The following is a 14,794-nucleotide window of genomic DNA, read 5'->3' on the forward strand; positions in this document are numbered from 1 at the left end:
GGAAGTTCCGGTCGCCACCACCGCGGCGAGCGCCGCCACGGTCGGCTCGGCCAGCAGCACCGGCCAGCTGACGTCGGCGTCGAACTCTGCGCGCAACCGCTCGCGCAGCACCGCGACGCGCACCGGATCACCGGACGCGAACAGGTCGCCCCGGACATCGACGCCGTCCGGCGGCACACCCAGCACGTCGGCCCAGAGGGCGGCCACCCGCGCCAGCGTCGGCGAACCGGTCACCTCGTCGACGCCCTCCCGCTCGAGGATCTCGCGCAGCCGACGGCGATCCACCTTGCCGTTGAGGGTCAGCGGCACCGCGTCCAGCCCGATCACCCGCGACGGCACGAGGCCGGACGGCAGCCGGTCGCGCAGGTGGGTGCGCATCTGCGCGGTGGTCGGCGCCGCCGTCCCGGCGACCGGGACCACGAAGCCGACCAGGGTGCGGTCGCCGGCCACCCCGAACAGGTCCACGACGGCGCTGGCCACGGCGGGATGCTCACGCAGCGCCGCCTCCACCTCGCCGGGTTCCACCCGCTGCCCGTTGACCTGGATCTGGGTGTCGATGCGGCCGAGGAACTCCAACACCCCATCGCGCCGCCACCGCACCAGGTCACCGGTGCGGTACACCCGGGCACCGGGCGGGCCGAACGGATCCGGCACGAACAGTCGCGCGGTGAGCCCGGGACGGCGGTGGTAGCCGCGGGCCACGCCGATGCCGCCCATCAGCAGCTCCCCCGGCACACCGACGGGCACCGGGTCGCCGAAGCGGTCGACCACGTACGCCTGCAGGTTGGCGATGGCGGCACCGATCGGCGGGCTGTCGTCCCCGAGCCCGGGTGGGCACCGGTAGTCCGTCGACGTGACGGTCACCTCGGTCGGCCCGTACGTGTTGTGCACCGTCCGGTGCGGCGCCTGGAACCGGTCGGCGACGTGGCCCGGCAGGGCCTCTCCCCCGATGTTCGCCATCCTCAGGTCGGGCAGCTCGGCCGGGTCCAGCAGTTCGGCCACCGCCGGCGGGAGTTCGGAGAAGGTCACCCGCTCGCGGCGCAGCAGCGCGGTCAGGGCATGCGGGTCGAGCAACACCGTCCGCGGCGCCTGGACGAGGGTCGCACCGTTGCCGAGCGTGGCGAAGATGTCGAAGACGCTGACGTCGAAGCAGGGGCTGGCGAACTGCATGACCCGGTCGTGCGGTCCCATGTCGTAGGCACGGCGGCAGTACTCGACCAGGTTGACGACGGAGCGGTGCTCGACGAGGGTGCCCTTGGGCCGCCCGGTGGAGCCGGAGGTGTAGAGCACGTAGGCGAGGTTGTCCGGGCGTACGGTCCGGGGCAGGTTCTCCGCCGGCAGCGCCGTGACCCCCCGCACGATGGCCGGTTCGTCAAGGCAGATCGGCACCACCTCATCGGAGAGCTTGCCGGCCAGCGCCGTGATGGTGACCACCAGCTCACAGCCGGCATCGTCGGCCAGATAGGCGAGCCGGTCCGCCGGGTGGTCCGGGTCGAGCGGCACGTAGGCCGCGCCGGCCTTGAGGATCGCCAGCACGGCGACCGGTAGGTCCGGCGACCGCTCGAGCAGCACCCCGACGATCGTCTCGGGTCCGGCACCGAGCCGGCGCAGATAGCCACCGAGCCGGTTGGCCCGCTCGTTGAGCTGCCGATAGGTGGTGGTCTCGCCGGCGAAGCGCAGCGCCGGGGCGTCCGGCCGGGCGGCTGCTCGGCGTTCGACGAGCTCGTGCAGGCAGACGTCGTCGAGCCGGTAGTCGGCTGCCGTGGCGTTCCAGCGGCGCACCACCACATCGTGCTCGTCGGCCCCCAGTACGGGCAGCCGGCTGATCCGGGCGTCGGGCTGGGCGCTCGCCGACCGCAGCAGCCGCTCGAGGTGCCGCCCCAGGCGGTCGATGCGGTCGGTATCGAACAGCTCGGCGGCGTAGGTCAACATTAGCTCCGGCGAGCCGCCGGGCGGGAGCACCAGGGCGACGTCCAGGTCGCACCAAAGCGTGCCGGGGTCGGCGTCGATCGGCGTGCCCTCCACCAGGTCGTGCGGGACGTCGCAACGGACCGTGATGTCGAAGAGCGGATGGCGATCGAGGTGCCGGCGCGCGCCCAGGGCGGCGAGCACGTCGTCGAACGGCACGTCGCTCTCGGCGTCCGCGGCCCGTAACGCCGCAGTGGCCCGGGCGACCAGCCCGGAGAAGCTCGGGTCACCGTTCGTCGGCATGCGCAGCACGACCGGATTGGTCCGGCAACCGACGACGCTCTCGCCGCCGGAGCGCCGTGGGTGCAGCATGCCGAGCACCACTTCGTCGCGGCCGGTGTACCGGGTCAGCACCGCACCGAGCGCCGCCACGAGCACCGCCCTGGAGGCGTCCGCACCGAGCCGCCCCGCCAGCCGGTCAACCAGGGCCGGATCCAGTTGCCGCCGCAGCACCCGGGCGGCCCAGGTTCGGCGCAGCGGTCGCACCCGGTCGAGGGGCAGCTGCGTGCTGGACAGTTCGGCGAGCCGGTTCGCCACCGCGGCCGACCTGGCCGGCGAGACCGCCGGTTCGGGCCCGCTCGGCGGCGCTATCGGCTCCGACGGCACGTCGAGACGGCCCCGCCGGCCGGCCGCGTAGTACTCGGCCAGGTCCCGCCGCAGCACGTGCGCCGACGCGGCGTCGGCGGCGATGCCGTGCACCGCCAGCAGCACCAGGTGATCGTCGGGACGCTCCCCGGCCGGCCGGTCGACGAGGGCGGCCCGCAGCAGCGGCCCGTCGGCGAGATCGAACGGCACTGCGGCCAGCTCACCGACGAGCGCGCGGACCGCATCGCCGTCCCGGTCGCCGGCCGACCGGCCGTCGATGCGCGTCACCGGCACAGTGACCGTGTCCGCCAGCACCCGGCGCGGTCCGTGCGCGGTCCAGGGAAACCGCAGACGCAGTGCGGGATGCCGCCGCACCAGCGCGGTGAGGGCGGTCCGCAGGGCCGGCTCGTCCGGCGCTCCGACCGCCCGGAAGCCGACCGTGGTGGGCTGGCCGGCCGGCCCGGTACGCGCCTGCTCGGCGAGCCAGACGCGCTGCTCGGCGAACGTGAGCGCCGCCTGGTCCCGATCGACGTCCGAGGTCGAGACTGTCACCGAAATCTCCTGCCTGTGCCGGCGTCCGTTGTCGTCGCCGACCCTGACAGCACCGGCCGCGCGGGGAAATCGGGAATCCTCCCGACTGTGACCGCCGCACGCGCGTGCCCACTGTGAGAACCAACGCATCGCAGGCGGCCGAGGTCCACTCCGGTCGCGCGAGCAGACTCACGGAGGTTCACCTTGGTACACATCGCCGTCCAGGACCCCACCACGGAACTCACCGCCAAGGGCGGTGTCCCCTATCTGACGCTCACGGCGGACGAGCGCGCCGACGTGGCCGCGCTCGCCGCCGAGGTGGTCGACGACTTCGGCACCACCGATCCGGCCGAGCTGGAACAGCGCCTCAACGACATCGCCCTGTACGCGCACCGGATGCCGGAGCGTCTGCGCGCCGTCCTGACCGGGTTCCGCCTGACCGGCGAGCCGCAGGGCGGGTTGGTGCTCTCCGGGCTGCCGGTGGAGGAGGACTCCATCGGGCCGACGCCGGACAGCTACGCCATCACGGTGGAGGGCTCGGCGGTGACCCGCGCGACCGCCGTGCTGCTGCTGGTGGGTTCGCTACTCGGCGACCCGTTCTCCTACCTGTCCCAGCAGCGCGGCCGTCTCGTGCTGGACGTCTTCCCGATCAAGGGCCACGAGGGTGAGCAGCTCGGCTCCAGCTCCACGACGCTGCTGGAGTGGCACAACGAGGACGCCTTCCACCCCGACCGCGCCGACTGGATCATGCTGCTCTGCCTGCGCAACCCGGACGCGGTGCCGACGATGTTCGCACCCGCGCAGGGCCTGGAACTGGACGACGACAGCCGCAAGGTGCTCTTCGAGGACCGCTTCGTGATCCTGCCCGACGAGTCTCACACCGCTCAGTTCAATGTGATGACCACCGGGGTGGACAACAACGAGGCCCAGGCGCAGGCGTTCGCCCGGATCGCGAGCATGTACCAGGAGCACCAGCGGACCTCGATCCTCAGCGGTGACCCGGAGTCGCCGTACGTACAGATCGATCCGGCCTTCATGGTGCGTGAGCTCGACGACGACGCCGCCGAGAAGGCGCTGGAGGTCGTCATCGAGGCGTTCGAGAAGCGGATGCAGGACGTCGCTCTAGGCCCCGGCGAGCTGCTGATCGTCGACAACAAGCGGGCGGTGCACGGGCGCCGTCCGTTCCGGGCCCGGTACGACGGCACTGACCGGTGGCTGCGGCGCATCAACATCAGCGCCGACCTGCGGCGCTCCGCGGGTCGGCGGTTCGGGTCGCACGGCCGCGCGGTGGTCTGAGCGTCGGCCGGCCCGGGCGCGGTGTGCGCTGCATCGCTACCTCGGAGGCAGCGCACACCGGCCGTGCGGTGGCTAGTGGTCGCCGGGTTCCGCGGTCGTGACGTGGTGGCCGGCGGCGCGCAGCACCTCGGCGGCCCGGTCGCTCTGCTCGACCGGCACGAGCACCAGGTCGGCGTGGAAGGTCGAGGCCACGAAGACCGGGACCGCGGCCCGCGCCAACGGCGTCAGCACCGCGTTGAGCATGCCCGGCACGTCGAGGTCGTGCGCGGTGTCGCCGCTGTACAGCGCGCGCCATTGCTCCCGGTCGCCGGGCGCTGCCGGCCGGATGACCGTCAGGCCTTCCGGGCCGCGGACCAGGGCCAGCCACTCGTCCCCGGGTGGGGTGCCGCCGCGTTCGTCGAGCGTGACGGCGAAATGGCCGGGCAGGAAACGTAGCCGTTGTACACGATCACTTGTCACATCGATCAGCTTAAAGAGACACGCTATTGCACCGGCCGGCGGGCCGGACGGGAGAAATGATGAGTTCCGATATCCGCCACGTCACCGTGGACTGCACCGAACCGTACGAGCTGGCGACCTTCTGGAGCGCGGTGATCGGGCATCCAGTTGATCCGGAGGATCAGCCCGGTGACGACGAGGTCGGCCTGACGGTACCCGCCGGCGCGGGCCCGGAACTGCTGTTCGTCCGGGTACCCGACGGCAAGCCGGGGAAGAACCGGGTACACCTGGACCTGCAACCGCATGTGGCCCGCGACCAGGAGGTGCAGCGGCTACGGAAGCTGGGCGCAACCCTGGTCGACGACCGCCGCAGGCCGGACGGGACCGGCTGGGTCGTGCTCGCCGACCCGGAGGGTAACGAGTTCTGCGTGGAACGCAGCGCGGCCGAGCGACACAAAAAAGTAGATCATCGATCGACTCCCTGACTCGCCTTGAACTTCTAAGGCAGTGCGGGTTTTTAACTCACGGCTTTGATCTCCGCGAATGGATAGTGTCGGTTGGTTGCGGTGCGGAGGAGTGCCATCGCGGCTGGTGGTAGGGCGGCCGGGTTGATGGCGGTGCCGTGTTGGTCGAGGAGTTGCCGGACCTCGGCGACGGCTCGACGGATGGTGCTGCGGCGGGAGTGGAACAGCGCGAAAATGACGTCATGGGGCAGTCGCAGTCTTCGATACAGGATGGTGGCCAGGGCCCGGTCGGGAAAGCCGAGTTGAAGCGGGCGCCCGGACCTCGGAAGGTGTGGTTTCTTACCTGCAGCGAGTGCCTGTTGCTGTCGATGGTGGTGTTTTGCCTGGTCGTTCTGGCTTCGGATGGGCGTCGAGGTGATGAGTCAGTTCGCTGAGCTGGTGCTGGTTCATTCCGGTCAGCAATGGGTCCGACAGAGCGGTGATCTCGGTTTCCGGGCTGGTGGAATGCTGATCCCGGTGGGCCTGGCCGGCCGGGACCGCTGCCGGGTGCAGGGTGTAGTTCCAGTCGCCGTGGAAAGTGTGCCGGGCCAGGGACAGGGCGGTCATGTCGGTGCCGGTGCGGCCGGTGGGGTAGCTGCCGGTGTCGAGTTGAGCATGGACGCGCAGGCCGGTGCCGCTGGTGGTCGCGGCGATGGACCGCACGATGACTTCGTGGCTGGTCAGCGGCCGGCCGCGCCAGTTCATGGTGATGTGGCAGAACAGCCGGTGCTCGATCTTGTTCCATTTCGATGTTCCGGGCGGAAAGTGGCACACCGTGATCTGCAGGCCGGTCTCGGCGGCGAGGGCGGCCAGGTCGGCTTTCCAGGCGCGGGTGCGGTAGCCGTTGGAGCCACCCGCGTCCGCGGTGATCAACAACCGGGGGGCCTGCGGATAGTCGTTGCGGCCGGTGGTCGTCTGCCCGGTGCCGGGCTGACCGCCTCAAAGCGGCTGAAATCAGGCGGCCCGACCGCAGGCCACAACCCCGTTTCCACCTCGAACAATATCTAGGGCAGGCCGATCAGCTGATCGGCGATTCCCGCATGCCCACCGAGTTGACCAATTCGGAAATATCAACCAACGATCCACAAAAACCGCGTTGGTGGATCGAGGCTCAGATCAGCATCAAACTCGTCGCGAACAACTCGAAGTGAATCGATCAAAATCACGACACACTGAGGTGATCTCAGCGAGAGAAGTGCGCGCGGCTTGATCGACAAGGGCATCCGACCGGGCACATAGATGACGTGCTGGCCTTTGGTCAGCAGCACCGTGATCAGCAAGGATGCCACCGGGCTGACCAGGTCGACCGCCCATCGCACATCCGGCGCCGTCTTGGCCGCCCTGGCGACGAGTCGCTCAAGCTGCCCCTGACCACTGCCGACCTTCACCGACCACAACCGACGGCCGTCGGCATCGACCGCTGCGGCGTCATGGCTGGTCTTGCCGGCATCGATACCGACCCAGATCACCTCGGAAGCCCTCACCGGGGATGACTCCCTGTCCTCGCAGGTCAACCCGTGGACATCCCCGCTGGCAGGTCCCTAAACAGCGACGGTTCGCATCAGATCTCAATCAGCAGCCGAGGAGTCCCGGACAACGGGGCGGCCATTCCTCTCGAGCCACCTCGGCCGCTCCACGTCGGCCACACCCCGCCGCCCGGACATTCAGGGACAACACGCCCCGAACAACTTCGATCTTAGGGGCCCCACGTGATCGCTTGTCCTGCCATGCTCGACGTTCCCAGAGAACTCGTGCGCCACCTTGCGCGGCTGCTGGCCGCGCAACGCCGCCTTCTCGGGACACGCCGCCGGACACGAGCCCTGACCTGCTACCACCAGACGTGGATGATTCTGATCTGGTTCCGCAAGGCCGAGGACACCGCCATGCTCGGCGCCGGATTCGGGATCTCCCGGGCGACCGCGTACCGCTACATCACCGAAGGCATCACGGTCCTGGCCGCTCAACGGCCCGACCTGCACGCCGCCCTGCGCCGCGCCGCCGACGACGGCTGGGCGTTCGTCATCCTGGACGGCAAGCTGTTCGACAGCGATCGCCTGGCCGAAACGACCACCAGCGTCAAAGGGAAAGCAATCGACGCCTGGTACTCGGGGAAGCACCGCGAGTTCGGCGCGAACATTCAAGCGATCATGAATCCGGTCGGCCTTCCGATCTGGACCGCCGAGGCGATGCCCGGCCACCTTCACGACTTGAGCTGCGCCCGGGAACTCGGCATCACCGCGGCCCTGAACTGGGCCGCCGCTGAACTCGACCTACCCGCGCGTTGGCTGACGCCGGCTACGAAGGCGCAGGTCACGGCATCAAGACCTCGACCCGGCAGCCCGCCGACGGCAAACCCCTCTCCGTCGCCAACCACACCGTGAACCGGCTACTACGCGGCCTGCGCTGGCAAGGCGAGCGTGGCTTCGCGATGCTGACCGGCCGCTGGAAACGCTACGGCACAGCACCATCAGCCCGACAAGAATCGGCGACATCGTCGCCGCCGCACTCCACCTCACACACTTCGAATACCGCTATCTATCCAAAGGTCGTTGAGATCACCTCACTAGGTGTCGTTTCGTTACTGGATCGACCCACCGAATGCGTGCCTGGTAGGGCTTCGGCCGTCCCTCGCGATAACCGATATCGGCTCACCGCAACATGTGGCGTCCCGCCGGGCGGGACAAAACCGTGAAGCACGCAGGAAGGGTCCCCGCGTCGGGGACCCTTCCAGTCAGCGCGTACGCCTCAGCAGCGAACGATCCGGTTGAAGCGCTGGACCGTGGGAATGTATGTGACCAGGCTCTTCGTCTCGTTCGAGCCAACCGTCACGCAGTCCGAGTCGGGGCCGCGATCGATGATCGCCTTCACCCGCACGGAGCCGGAGCCGCAGTGCGTGTACTTCACCAACTTGACAGTCGATCCTGGACGGGCGGGCACGATGAACTCGCCGCAGGCGGCGGCGGCCACAACGCCGGGGGACTGGATGTCCGCAGCATTGGCCGGCGCCGCGACAGCACCCACGATGGACACTCCGGCAAGCGCACCGAAGGCAACAGGGATAACGCGGCGGGAGACGGTGGAATTCATCAGATCTCCGTTTCTTGGATCGTTCGGCAGCCCCGTGCTAACCGACGGCCCTATTTGTACACATGAATGGCAGCAACCCACAACCGCTTCTTCAGATACCCGTCCCGTCGATGACCGTTCTGCGTCGGCCTCGCCGAGCTGGTGGCCGACAAAATCACGGACGTCAGCGCGGACCGCCGCGTCGTCCCCACCGCACCCGGCTCAGCAGGTCCTGCACCCCGTCCGAGCTCGCGTCCCCGGCATGCTGCGCGATGATCCAGCCGTTCTTCCGCAGCGGTGGCGCCAGAAAACCGCGGACTACTGAGCTTTTGGGGTCAGGGTCAGGGTGGTGCCAGGCCGCTGGTGGTGAGGAATCCGAAGGCGAGGGTGGGCCGGTACTGCATCCGTTTGAGACGGTTCTTCGCGATGCGGAGCAGGTCGTCGATGCCGCCGGGGGCGAGGTTGGCCATGCCGCGTTTGAGGCTGGACCACATGTTCTCGACGGGGTTGAGTTCGGGCGCGTAGCCGGGGAGCCGGTAGACACGTAGCCAGGGCCCGGCCGAGCAACACACCGAACTGATGACTGCTCTGCACGGGCAAGGCGTACGGCTTCCGGGATGGTCATCGTCGTGCTGTCAGCCTCCGGCATGTCCGCGAGCGAGATCGCCGACCTGCTGCACTACGACCCGGCCACCGTGCGCCGTTGGATCATCCGCCACCGGCACGAGCGCCTAGGTGACTGGTGTTGAACGCGGGTTGACCGGGGTCCTTGATCGACTCGCTTAGAGTGAGTGCCGCATTGCGGCGGCGGGCGAGTGGGGGACGATCCGTGCAAGAAGAGTTGCAGCCGGATGCGGTGGCGATATTTCGATCCATCGTCGCGGATCCGTCATGGACGCGGGAGACGATTGAGCGCCGACACCAGATCTCGGCGGAACGAGTCGACGAGATCATCGACAGCCTCGCCCGCCTCATGCTGCTACGGCCATCGCTCGACCCGGCGCGGGAGTACGATCCGGTCAGCCCGGAGGCCGCGGTGATCGAGCTGCTCGCCGAGGAGGAGCGCCAGGTCCGCCAACAGCAGGCCCAGCTCGCCCGGGTGCGCAGCTCGATGCTGTCTCTGCAGCAAACCTACTTCGAAGCCCGGCAGCAGCGCCGGCCTACCGAAGCGATCGACATCATCCAGGACCGGGACATGATCCGGCACCTGCTAGCCGACCGGGCCCGCCGAACCGAGAAGGAACTCCGGATCGCCCACCCCGGCAGCGGCATGAATGAGGAGGGCCTCGCCCGGAGCCGGGCACTGGACCTGCTGATGCTCGAGCGGGGCGTCGAGATGCGCTCGGTCCTGCAGCACTCCACCCGCAATCACCGGCCCACCCGGCGCTACGTCGCCGAGGTGGTCCGGTGCGGTGCGATCGTGCGGACCGTGCCGGTGGTCCCCCGCCGGCTAATCATCTTCGACCGGGACATCGCTTTCATCCCCCGGGAAGGCGGCGACAGCGCCCAGGGCGCGGTGCTGATCCGGGAGCCGTCGGTCATCGACCACCTCCTGTCGTCCTTCGACGCGCTCTGGGAGGACGGCCGCGCCTATCCCATCGACGTCGACGAGGACGAGGCCGACGTGATCCGCGACGAGATCGCGCAGGCGATCCTGGAACAGATGGCCGGCGGCGCCAAGGACGAGCTGATCGCCCGCCGGCTCGGCATCTCGGTGCGCACCTGCCGGCGCTACATCGCCACGATCACCACTTCGCTGGGGGCACAGAGCCGCTTCCAGGCCGGCGTGCTGGCGGCACAGCGCGGCCTGCTCCGCTGAGGAAACCGACCCTGCGGGTGCCGAAAACCTCATCCGCCCTGGTCAAAGCCATCTCGATCACCGATGTGTTGGCCTGACCCGGGGGCTGGTATCAGCGACCGGGCCTCGGCGACGCTCGATGCAGAGTGCTCCGCGAGGATAATCGCGTGGAATCAGTAGACGAACGGCCAGCCGGCCGCGTCGTACCCGAGAAGGTTGATGCCGAGGAGCGCGGCGCCGTTGGCGGCGTAGTAGTGGTAGCCAAGTGTGTCGGCGTCGGTGTCAGTCATGACTGTCTGGTGGCCCGGCCCGTGGATGCCGCCGTGCCCGGCCAGCATCTCCGTTCCGCCGCCGGAGGTCATCGGCGTGCCGTTACGGTCAACGTACGGTCCCGTGACCGAGGTCGAGCGGCCGACCACGACGCGATACGTGCTCGCCGCGCCCTGACACCACCGGTCGAACGAAACCCACAGGTAGTAGTAGGCGCCGCGCTTGACGATGACCGGCGCTTCGATCGCGCCGCCATTGCGTCCGGCGATGCTGCGGATCGTACTGCCTGCCCGCTTGCCCGTGGCCGGGTTCAGCTCGATCAATTTGATGCCCGACCAGAGCGAGCCGAAGCTCAGCCACCATTTTGCCGTCGGAGTCGACGAACAGATTCGGGTCGATGGCGTTGAAGTTGTCAGAGGCCCGCGATTCGACCACCAGGCCCTGATTCTTCCAGGTGCCGGGCTCGCCGGTGGTGCTGGTGGCCAGGAAAATCGCCGACCGGTTCGACCCGAAGGAGGAGGCGGAGTAGTACATCCAGTAACGGCCGTCGCGGTAGGTGAGGTCGGGTGCCCACAGGTTGCGGTTGCCGCCGGTGTAGGCGCTGGTCCAGGGAGCTCCGGCAGGGAAAGCCACGCCCGCATTGCGGAATGTGGTTCGATCCGCGGAGGTCTTCAGGCTGATGTTGTCGCCGGTGTGCGCCAGCAGATATCCACCGCCCGGGCGCCGAACGATCGTAGGGTCGTGCGCGCCGACGTCTCCGGTGACACGGCCCGGGTTCGGGTAGGCGGCGGGCGCGACGGTCGGAGTCGCCGCGCCTCGCGGGGCGGCAGCGGGGGACGTGCCCGCCGATGAAGGCAGGATGGCGGCAGCAATTCCGGCGGCCGCGACAACGGGGAACAGAGCCATGAGATCGGTACGGCGAACGGCGCGTCTACGCACGCGGGTATGACGACGCATTCTCGGCACCCGCAACGTGTGCGGCCATACGAGTGCCGTCCGTACCGGGACAGACCGATGCCCCGCCCTCCAGGAGGACGGGGCATCGGCGGGTCGGATGAGGCTCAGTTTCAGCTGATGGCGCGGCGGCCGTCCTCACCGGGCAGGTCGGCCTCGATGCGCTCTTGCGGACTTCGCCACCGACGGTCTGCTGCTCAGTGACGGTCTCCTTGCCGAGCTTGACCCGCTCCACCGGGACGGTCTCGGTGTTGAGCACCGGCCGCTCGGCATGCAGGGTCACCTCGTGCTCCGACTCGGTCAGATCCGGACCGGTGTACGCGGCGTCGCGGTTACCACTGGTGATCGGCTCACGCTCGAGCCGGACCTCTTCGCGGGTGACCGGAACCGACACCTGCTGCTGCTCGGTCACCACGTACACCTGCCCCAGGAGCCACCAGGTCCGGGCGCAGATAGCCCCCGGACGCGGGGATCGGATGGGCGCCAGCGTCGTCGCACTGCACGATCAGCGTGTCACGGCGTTTCCACTAGGCCGTGGACCGGTTCAATGCGGGCCGACTGGAGCGCTTCGTGCTCCTCCCGCGGCCGCAGGGTGAGGTTGCGGAAACTTGAAGTGGTGCACTGATCTGCTGACCGCAGATCGGCTTGGCCTACGGGCGCCATCGCCTTGAAGGTGGAGACGGCACGCAGGGCCGAGCCGGAGGAGAAACCATGCATCCATTCACTGCCGCGGCGCCAGGTGGGACCGGGTCCGTTGACGACCAGCTGTCCGTCCAGTTGCTGCACCAGCGCATCATCGTGCTCGGAGCCGAGGTCGACGACCCGATCGCCAACCGGATCTGCGGGCAGCTGCTGCTGTTGTCCGCGGAGGATCCGCTGAGCACCATCAACCTGTACATCAACTCGCCGGGTGGTTCGGTCACCGCCGGGCTGGCGATCTACGACACCATGCGGCTGATCCCCAACGACGTCAGCACGCTCGCCCTCGGGCTCGCCGGGAGCATGGGGCAGTTCCTGCTTACCGCCGGCACCCCCGGTAAGCGGTATGCGCTGCCGCACGCCCAGATCCTGATGCACCAGGGCTCGGCCGGGTTCGGCGGTACTGCGGCGGACGTGGAGATCTACGCCAACCAGCTGGAGCGGCTCGGCCAGACGCTGCTGCGCCTGACCGCCGAGCACACCGGGCAGCCGATCGACACGGTGGAACGCGACAGCCGGCGTGATCGCTGGTTCACCGCCGAGGAGGCGCTCGAGTACGGCCTCATCGACCGGGTCCTCGACAGCGTCGACGACGTACGCCCCGAGATGGCCCGCCAGCCGATGGGACTGAGCGCATGAGCCACTACACCATCCCGACCGTCGTGGATAAGACGCCGAGTGGGGAACGCGCCTTCGACATCTACTCCCGGCTGCTGTCGGACCGGATCATCTTCCTCGGCACCGAAATCGACGACGGGGTCGCCAACGTGGTGATCGCCCAGCTGATCCACCTGGAATCCACCGGGGAACAGGAGATCGGGCTGTACATCAACTCCCCGGGCGGCTCGTTCAGCGCGTTGACGGCAATCTACGACACCATGCACTTCGTCCGTTGCGACATCGCCACCATCTGTGTCGGACAGGCCGCGTCGGCGTCCGCGGCGCTGTTGGCGGCCGGCACCCCGGGCAAGCGGTCGGTGCTGCGGCACGCGAAGGTCACCCTGCACCAGCCGTCCGGCCAGGCCCGCGGCACGCTGCCGGACCTGGCCGTGGAGGCCAAGGAGGTGGCCAAGGTCCGGGCCGAGATGGATCAGATCCTGGCCGAGCACACCGGTCATTCGATCGCCAAGATCCGGGAGGACACCGACCGCCGGATGACCCTGGCGGCCCCCGACGCCGTCGCCTACGGCCTCGCCGATCGGGTCATCACCCGGCGTGAACCGCGCGGTTACCGGCTCAACGCCGCCTGATCAGGCCGCCAGCAGAACGACATCACCGGACCGGGAGCCGAGCGGCGCGTATGCCGCGCGGCGCAGCCGGGCCGTCTCCAGCCGTAGGACCGGGGCGCGATGCGCCGTGAGGTCGCGCCCCACCTCGGCCAGCAGGTCCGCCAGGCCGATGCCCAGCGAGTCGCAGATGGCGGCCACGATCTCCGAGCTCGCCTCCTTGCGGCCGCGCTCGACCTCGGACAGGTACTGCACCGAGACGCACGCGTCCCGGGCGACCTCCGCAAGGGTCCGCTCCTGCTCCAGCCGGCGGCGCCGCAGCACCTCGCCGAGCAGGGTGCGCAACAGAGGCCGGGGTCGGTACGTCACGTCTGCCATGCGCCGACCGTAGTGAGCCGTCACCGTCTCCGACACCCGGTCGAGCCCGGTTCTGCCAGCAGCGTAGGAGCCGCCCGATCACCCGTCCATACGCATCAATAAGAACGTAGCGCGCGGATCGCGGCAAATGAGTGCCGCCCCCGCGATGCGGCTCCACGCCCTCCCACAGGACGCCGGTCACGGCATTGACCTGGACGAACGATCGCAGGATCCATCCCAGCGCCGCAGCCGGGTCGGGTTGGGTCGGGTCGGGTCGGCGAACCCCATCGGTTTCGCCGAGGACATCAACGAATACCTGCACGCGGCCGGTGTTCCCCACCGTCCATCCGGATACCGCTGGTTTCTGATCCTGCCGCACGACTGCACCGGAACCCAGTTCTGGGACCGCGTGCACCGCCACCTCAGCGAGCACTCCGACGCAACACATCCATCGGTCCTCATCACTCATGTCCGGAATGCTCTCGCCGAGATCTACCGAGCCGCCTGACGTCCGAGTCACCCAGGTTCCTGCTGAATCGGGTTGGCTGCAGGTATGCCATGTCCCACGACGAAGCCCATCCGCCAGCATTCAGCTCCCGCCTATCCAGGGGTGGATCCGGTGGAGTCGTGCTGAGTTCCCCCCGTTTCGACGGAGCGGTGGTTACCTGCTTCCGGCGGGGGCAGGGGTGAGGTTATCTGGCTCGGTCTGGGCGTGCCAGGCGGTCTCGTATTCGTCGGGGCTGAGGTAGCCGAGTTCCTTCTGGATGCGGCGGGTGTTGTACCAGCCGTCGATGTATCCGAAGATTGCGTTCTCGGCTTCGTCTCGGGTTCGCCAGCTCGTGCGGTAGACCAGTTCGATCTTCAGCGTCGACCAGAAGTTCTCCATCAGCGCGTTGTCGAACGAGTCGCCGACCGAGCCCATGGACGGTCGGATTCCGTTGTCCTGCAGCCGTTGTGAGAAGCGGAAACTCGTATAGTTCGAACCCCTGTCCGAGTGGTGGATCAACTGGCCGTCGCGGACGTCACGCGACCAGATGCCGTACTCGAGCGCGGCCAGGATCAGATCGGTGTCGCACCGATCAGAGGTCTTCCAGCCGACGATG

General features: G+C 68.6%; 14 protein-coding genes and 5 pseudogenes. 8 read left to right on the forward strand and 11 right to left on the reverse strand.

Features of this window, described 5'->3' with window-relative positions; genetic code table 11:
* The coding region (locus QLQ12_RS46205) for a non-ribosomal peptide synthetase (protein WP_282767452.1) at positions 1–3,105 on the reverse strand (3,105 nt) is incomplete at its 3' end.
* 183 nt (positions 3,106–3,288) lie between these two features.
* On the opposite strand from QLQ12_RS46205, the gene gntD reads away from it, so the two are divergent.
* A complete protein-coding gene (gene gntD / locus QLQ12_RS46210; protein ID WP_282767453.1) occupies positions 3,289–4,380 on the forward strand; it encodes a guanitoxin biosynthesis L-enduracididine beta-hydroxylase GntD in 1,092 nt (363 codons plus the stop codon).
* Between the two features lie 72 nt (positions 4,381–4,452).
* Here gntD and QLQ12_RS46215 read toward each other — a convergent pair whose 3' ends face one another.
* Positions 4,453–4,839, reverse strand: coding sequence for an ACT domain-containing protein (locus tag QLQ12_RS46215; RefSeq protein WP_282767454.1), 387 nt, complete (start codon positions 4,837–4,839; stop codon positions 4,453–4,455).
* A gap of 59 nt (positions 4,840–4,898) precedes the next feature.
* Here QLQ12_RS46215 and QLQ12_RS46220 point away from each other — a divergent pair, with 59 nt between their 5' ends.
* Positions 4,899–5,303 carry a VOC family protein gene (locus tag QLQ12_RS46220; protein WP_282767455.1) on the forward strand — a complete coding sequence of 135 codons (405 nt, stop codon included), beginning with the start codon at positions 4,899–4,901 and terminating at the stop codon, positions 5,301–5,303.
* Positions 5,304–5,335: 32 nt separating this feature from the next.
* Here QLQ12_RS46220 and QLQ12_RS46225 read toward each other — a convergent pair.
* Both QLQ12_RS46225 and QLQ12_RS46230 read right to left on the reverse strand, forming a co-directional pair.
* Positions 5,336–6,227: pseudogene (locus QLQ12_RS46225) on the reverse strand (ISAzo13 family transposase); the annotation flags it as partial.
* Positions 6,228–6,391: 164 nt separating this feature from the next.
* Positions 6,392–6,805 carry an IS110 family transposase gene (locus tag QLQ12_RS46230; RefSeq protein WP_282767456.1) on the reverse strand — a complete coding sequence of 138 codons (414 nt, stop codon included), beginning with the start codon at positions 6,803–6,805 and terminating at the stop codon, positions 6,392–6,394.
* Positions 6,806–7,048: 243 nt separating this feature from the next.
* Between QLQ12_RS46230 and QLQ12_RS46235 the strand changes: the two genes are divergently transcribed.
* Positions 7,049–7,702: a transposase family protein gene (locus tag QLQ12_RS46235; protein WP_282767457.1), complete on the forward strand. Its 654-nt coding sequence runs from the start codon at positions 7,049–7,051 to the stop codon at positions 7,700–7,702.
* Between the two features lie 364 nt (positions 7,703–8,066).
* Here the strand turns inward: QLQ12_RS46235 and QLQ12_RS46240 are convergent, their stop codons facing one another.
* Both QLQ12_RS46240 and QLQ12_RS46245 read right to left on the reverse strand, forming a co-directional pair.
* Positions 8,067–8,408, reverse strand: a complete 342-nt coding sequence (locus QLQ12_RS46240; RefSeq protein ID WP_282767458.1) for a hypothetical protein — start codon at positions 8,406–8,408, stop codon at positions 8,067–8,069.
* 320 nt (positions 8,409–8,728) lie between these two features.
* Positions 8,729–8,959 carry a transposase gene (locus QLQ12_RS46245; protein ID WP_407651714.1) on the reverse strand — a complete coding sequence of 77 codons (231 nt, stop codon included), beginning with the start codon at positions 8,957–8,959 and terminating at the stop codon, positions 8,729–8,731.
* Between the two features lie 7 nt (positions 8,960–8,966).
* Here QLQ12_RS46245 and QLQ12_RS46250 point away from each other — a divergent pair.
* Together QLQ12_RS46250 and QLQ12_RS46255 are read left to right on the forward strand one after the other, a co-directional pair.
* A pseudogene (locus tag QLQ12_RS46250) lies at positions 8,967–9,121 on the forward strand (helix-turn-helix domain-containing protein); the annotation flags it as partial.
* Positions 9,122–9,216: 95 nt separating this feature from the next.
* Complete coding sequence (locus QLQ12_RS46255; RefSeq protein WP_282767461.1) at positions 9,217–10,206, forward strand: LuxR C-terminal-related transcriptional regulator; 990 nt, start codon at positions 9,217–9,219, stop codon at positions 10,204–10,206.
* Between the two features lie 278 nt (positions 10,207–10,484).
* On the opposite strand, the pseudogene QLQ12_RS46260 reads toward QLQ12_RS46255, so the two are convergent.
* The 3 genes and pseudogenes from QLQ12_RS46260 to QLQ12_RS46270 form a co-directional block, all read right to left on the reverse strand.
* Positions 10,485–10,778: pseudogene (locus QLQ12_RS46260) on the reverse strand (family 43 glycosylhydrolase); the annotation flags it as partial.
* A 100-nt stretch (positions 10,779–10,878) separates the two neighbouring features.
* Positions 10,879–11,412 (reverse strand): annotated as a pseudogene (locus QLQ12_RS46265) (family 43 glycosylhydrolase); the annotation flags it as partial.
* The gene (locus tag QLQ12_RS46270; RefSeq protein WP_282767462.1) at positions 11,387–11,821 is read right to left on the reverse strand and encodes a YsnF/AvaK domain-containing protein; all 435 of its coding nucleotides are present in this window, start codon (positions 11,819–11,821) and stop codon (positions 11,387–11,389) included. The pseudogene QLQ12_RS46265 and the gene QLQ12_RS46270, both read right to left, overlap by 26 nt.
* 299 nt (positions 11,822–12,120) lie before the next feature.
* Here QLQ12_RS46270 and QLQ12_RS46275 point away from each other — a divergent pair, with 299 nt between their 5' ends.
* Together QLQ12_RS46275 and QLQ12_RS46280 are read left to right on the forward strand one after the other, a co-directional pair.
* Positions 12,121–12,747 carry a ClpP family protease gene (locus QLQ12_RS46275; protein WP_043528847.1) on the forward strand — a complete coding sequence of 209 codons (627 nt, stop codon included), beginning with the start codon at positions 12,121–12,123 and terminating at the stop codon, positions 12,745–12,747.
* Positions 12,744–13,358: a ClpP family protease gene (locus QLQ12_RS46280; RefSeq protein ID WP_282767463.1), complete on the forward strand. Its 615-nt coding sequence runs from the start codon at positions 12,744–12,746 to the stop codon at positions 13,356–13,358. The genes QLQ12_RS46275 and QLQ12_RS46280 overlap by 4 nt, the downstream gene beginning before the upstream one ends.
* A 90-nt stretch (positions 13,359–13,448) precedes the next feature.
* Here the strand turns inward: QLQ12_RS46280 and QLQ12_RS46285 are convergent.
* A pseudogene (locus QLQ12_RS46285) lies at positions 13,449–13,712 on the reverse strand (helix-turn-helix domain-containing protein); the annotation flags it as partial.
* 127 nt (positions 13,713–13,839) lie between these two features.
* On the opposite strand from QLQ12_RS46285, the gene QLQ12_RS46290 reads away from it, so the two are divergent.
* Positions 13,840–14,199, forward strand: a complete 360-nt coding sequence (locus tag QLQ12_RS46290; RefSeq protein WP_282767464.1) for a DUF5956 family protein — start codon at positions 13,840–13,842, stop codon at positions 14,197–14,199.
* Between the two features lie 153 nt (positions 14,200–14,352).
* On the opposite strand, the gene QLQ12_RS46295 is transcribed toward QLQ12_RS46290, so the two are convergent.
* The coding region (locus QLQ12_RS46295) for an IS3 family transposase (protein WP_282764327.1) at positions 14,353–14,794 on the reverse strand (442 nt) is incomplete at its 5' end.

This window comes from Actinoplanes sandaracinus, from assembly GCF_030009775.1.
In the GTDB taxonomy this organism is placed as follows: domain Bacteria; phylum Actinomycetota; class Actinomycetes; order Mycobacteriales; family Micromonosporaceae; genus Actinoplanes; species Actinoplanes sandaracinus.

Excerpts from the sequence above, each read along its gene's own strand:
- QLQ12_RS46220 (WP_282767455.1), top strand. The coding sequence starts at position 4,899 with ATGAGTTCCGATATCCGCCACGTCACCGTGGACTGCACCGAACCGTAC.
- QLQ12_RS46235 (WP_282767457.1), top strand. The coding sequence starts at position 7,049 with ATGCTCGACGTTCCCAGAGAACTCGTGCGCCACCTTGCGCGGCTGCTG.
- QLQ12_RS46240 (WP_282767458.1), bottom strand. The coding sequence starts at position 8,408 with ATGAATTCCACCGTCTCCCGCCGCGTTATCCCTGTTGCCTTCGGTGCG.
- QLQ12_RS46275 (WP_043528847.1), top strand. The coding sequence starts at position 12,121 with ATGCATCCATTCACTGCCGCGGCGCCAGGTGGGACCGGGTCCGTTGAC.
- QLQ12_RS46280 (WP_282767463.1), top strand. The coding sequence starts at position 12,744 with ATGAGCCACTACACCATCCCGACCGTCGTGGATAAGACGCCGAGTGGG.
- QLQ12_RS46290 (WP_282767464.1), top strand. The coding sequence starts at position 13,840 with ATGAGTGCCGCCCCCGCGATGCGGCTCCACGCCCTCCCACAGGACGCC.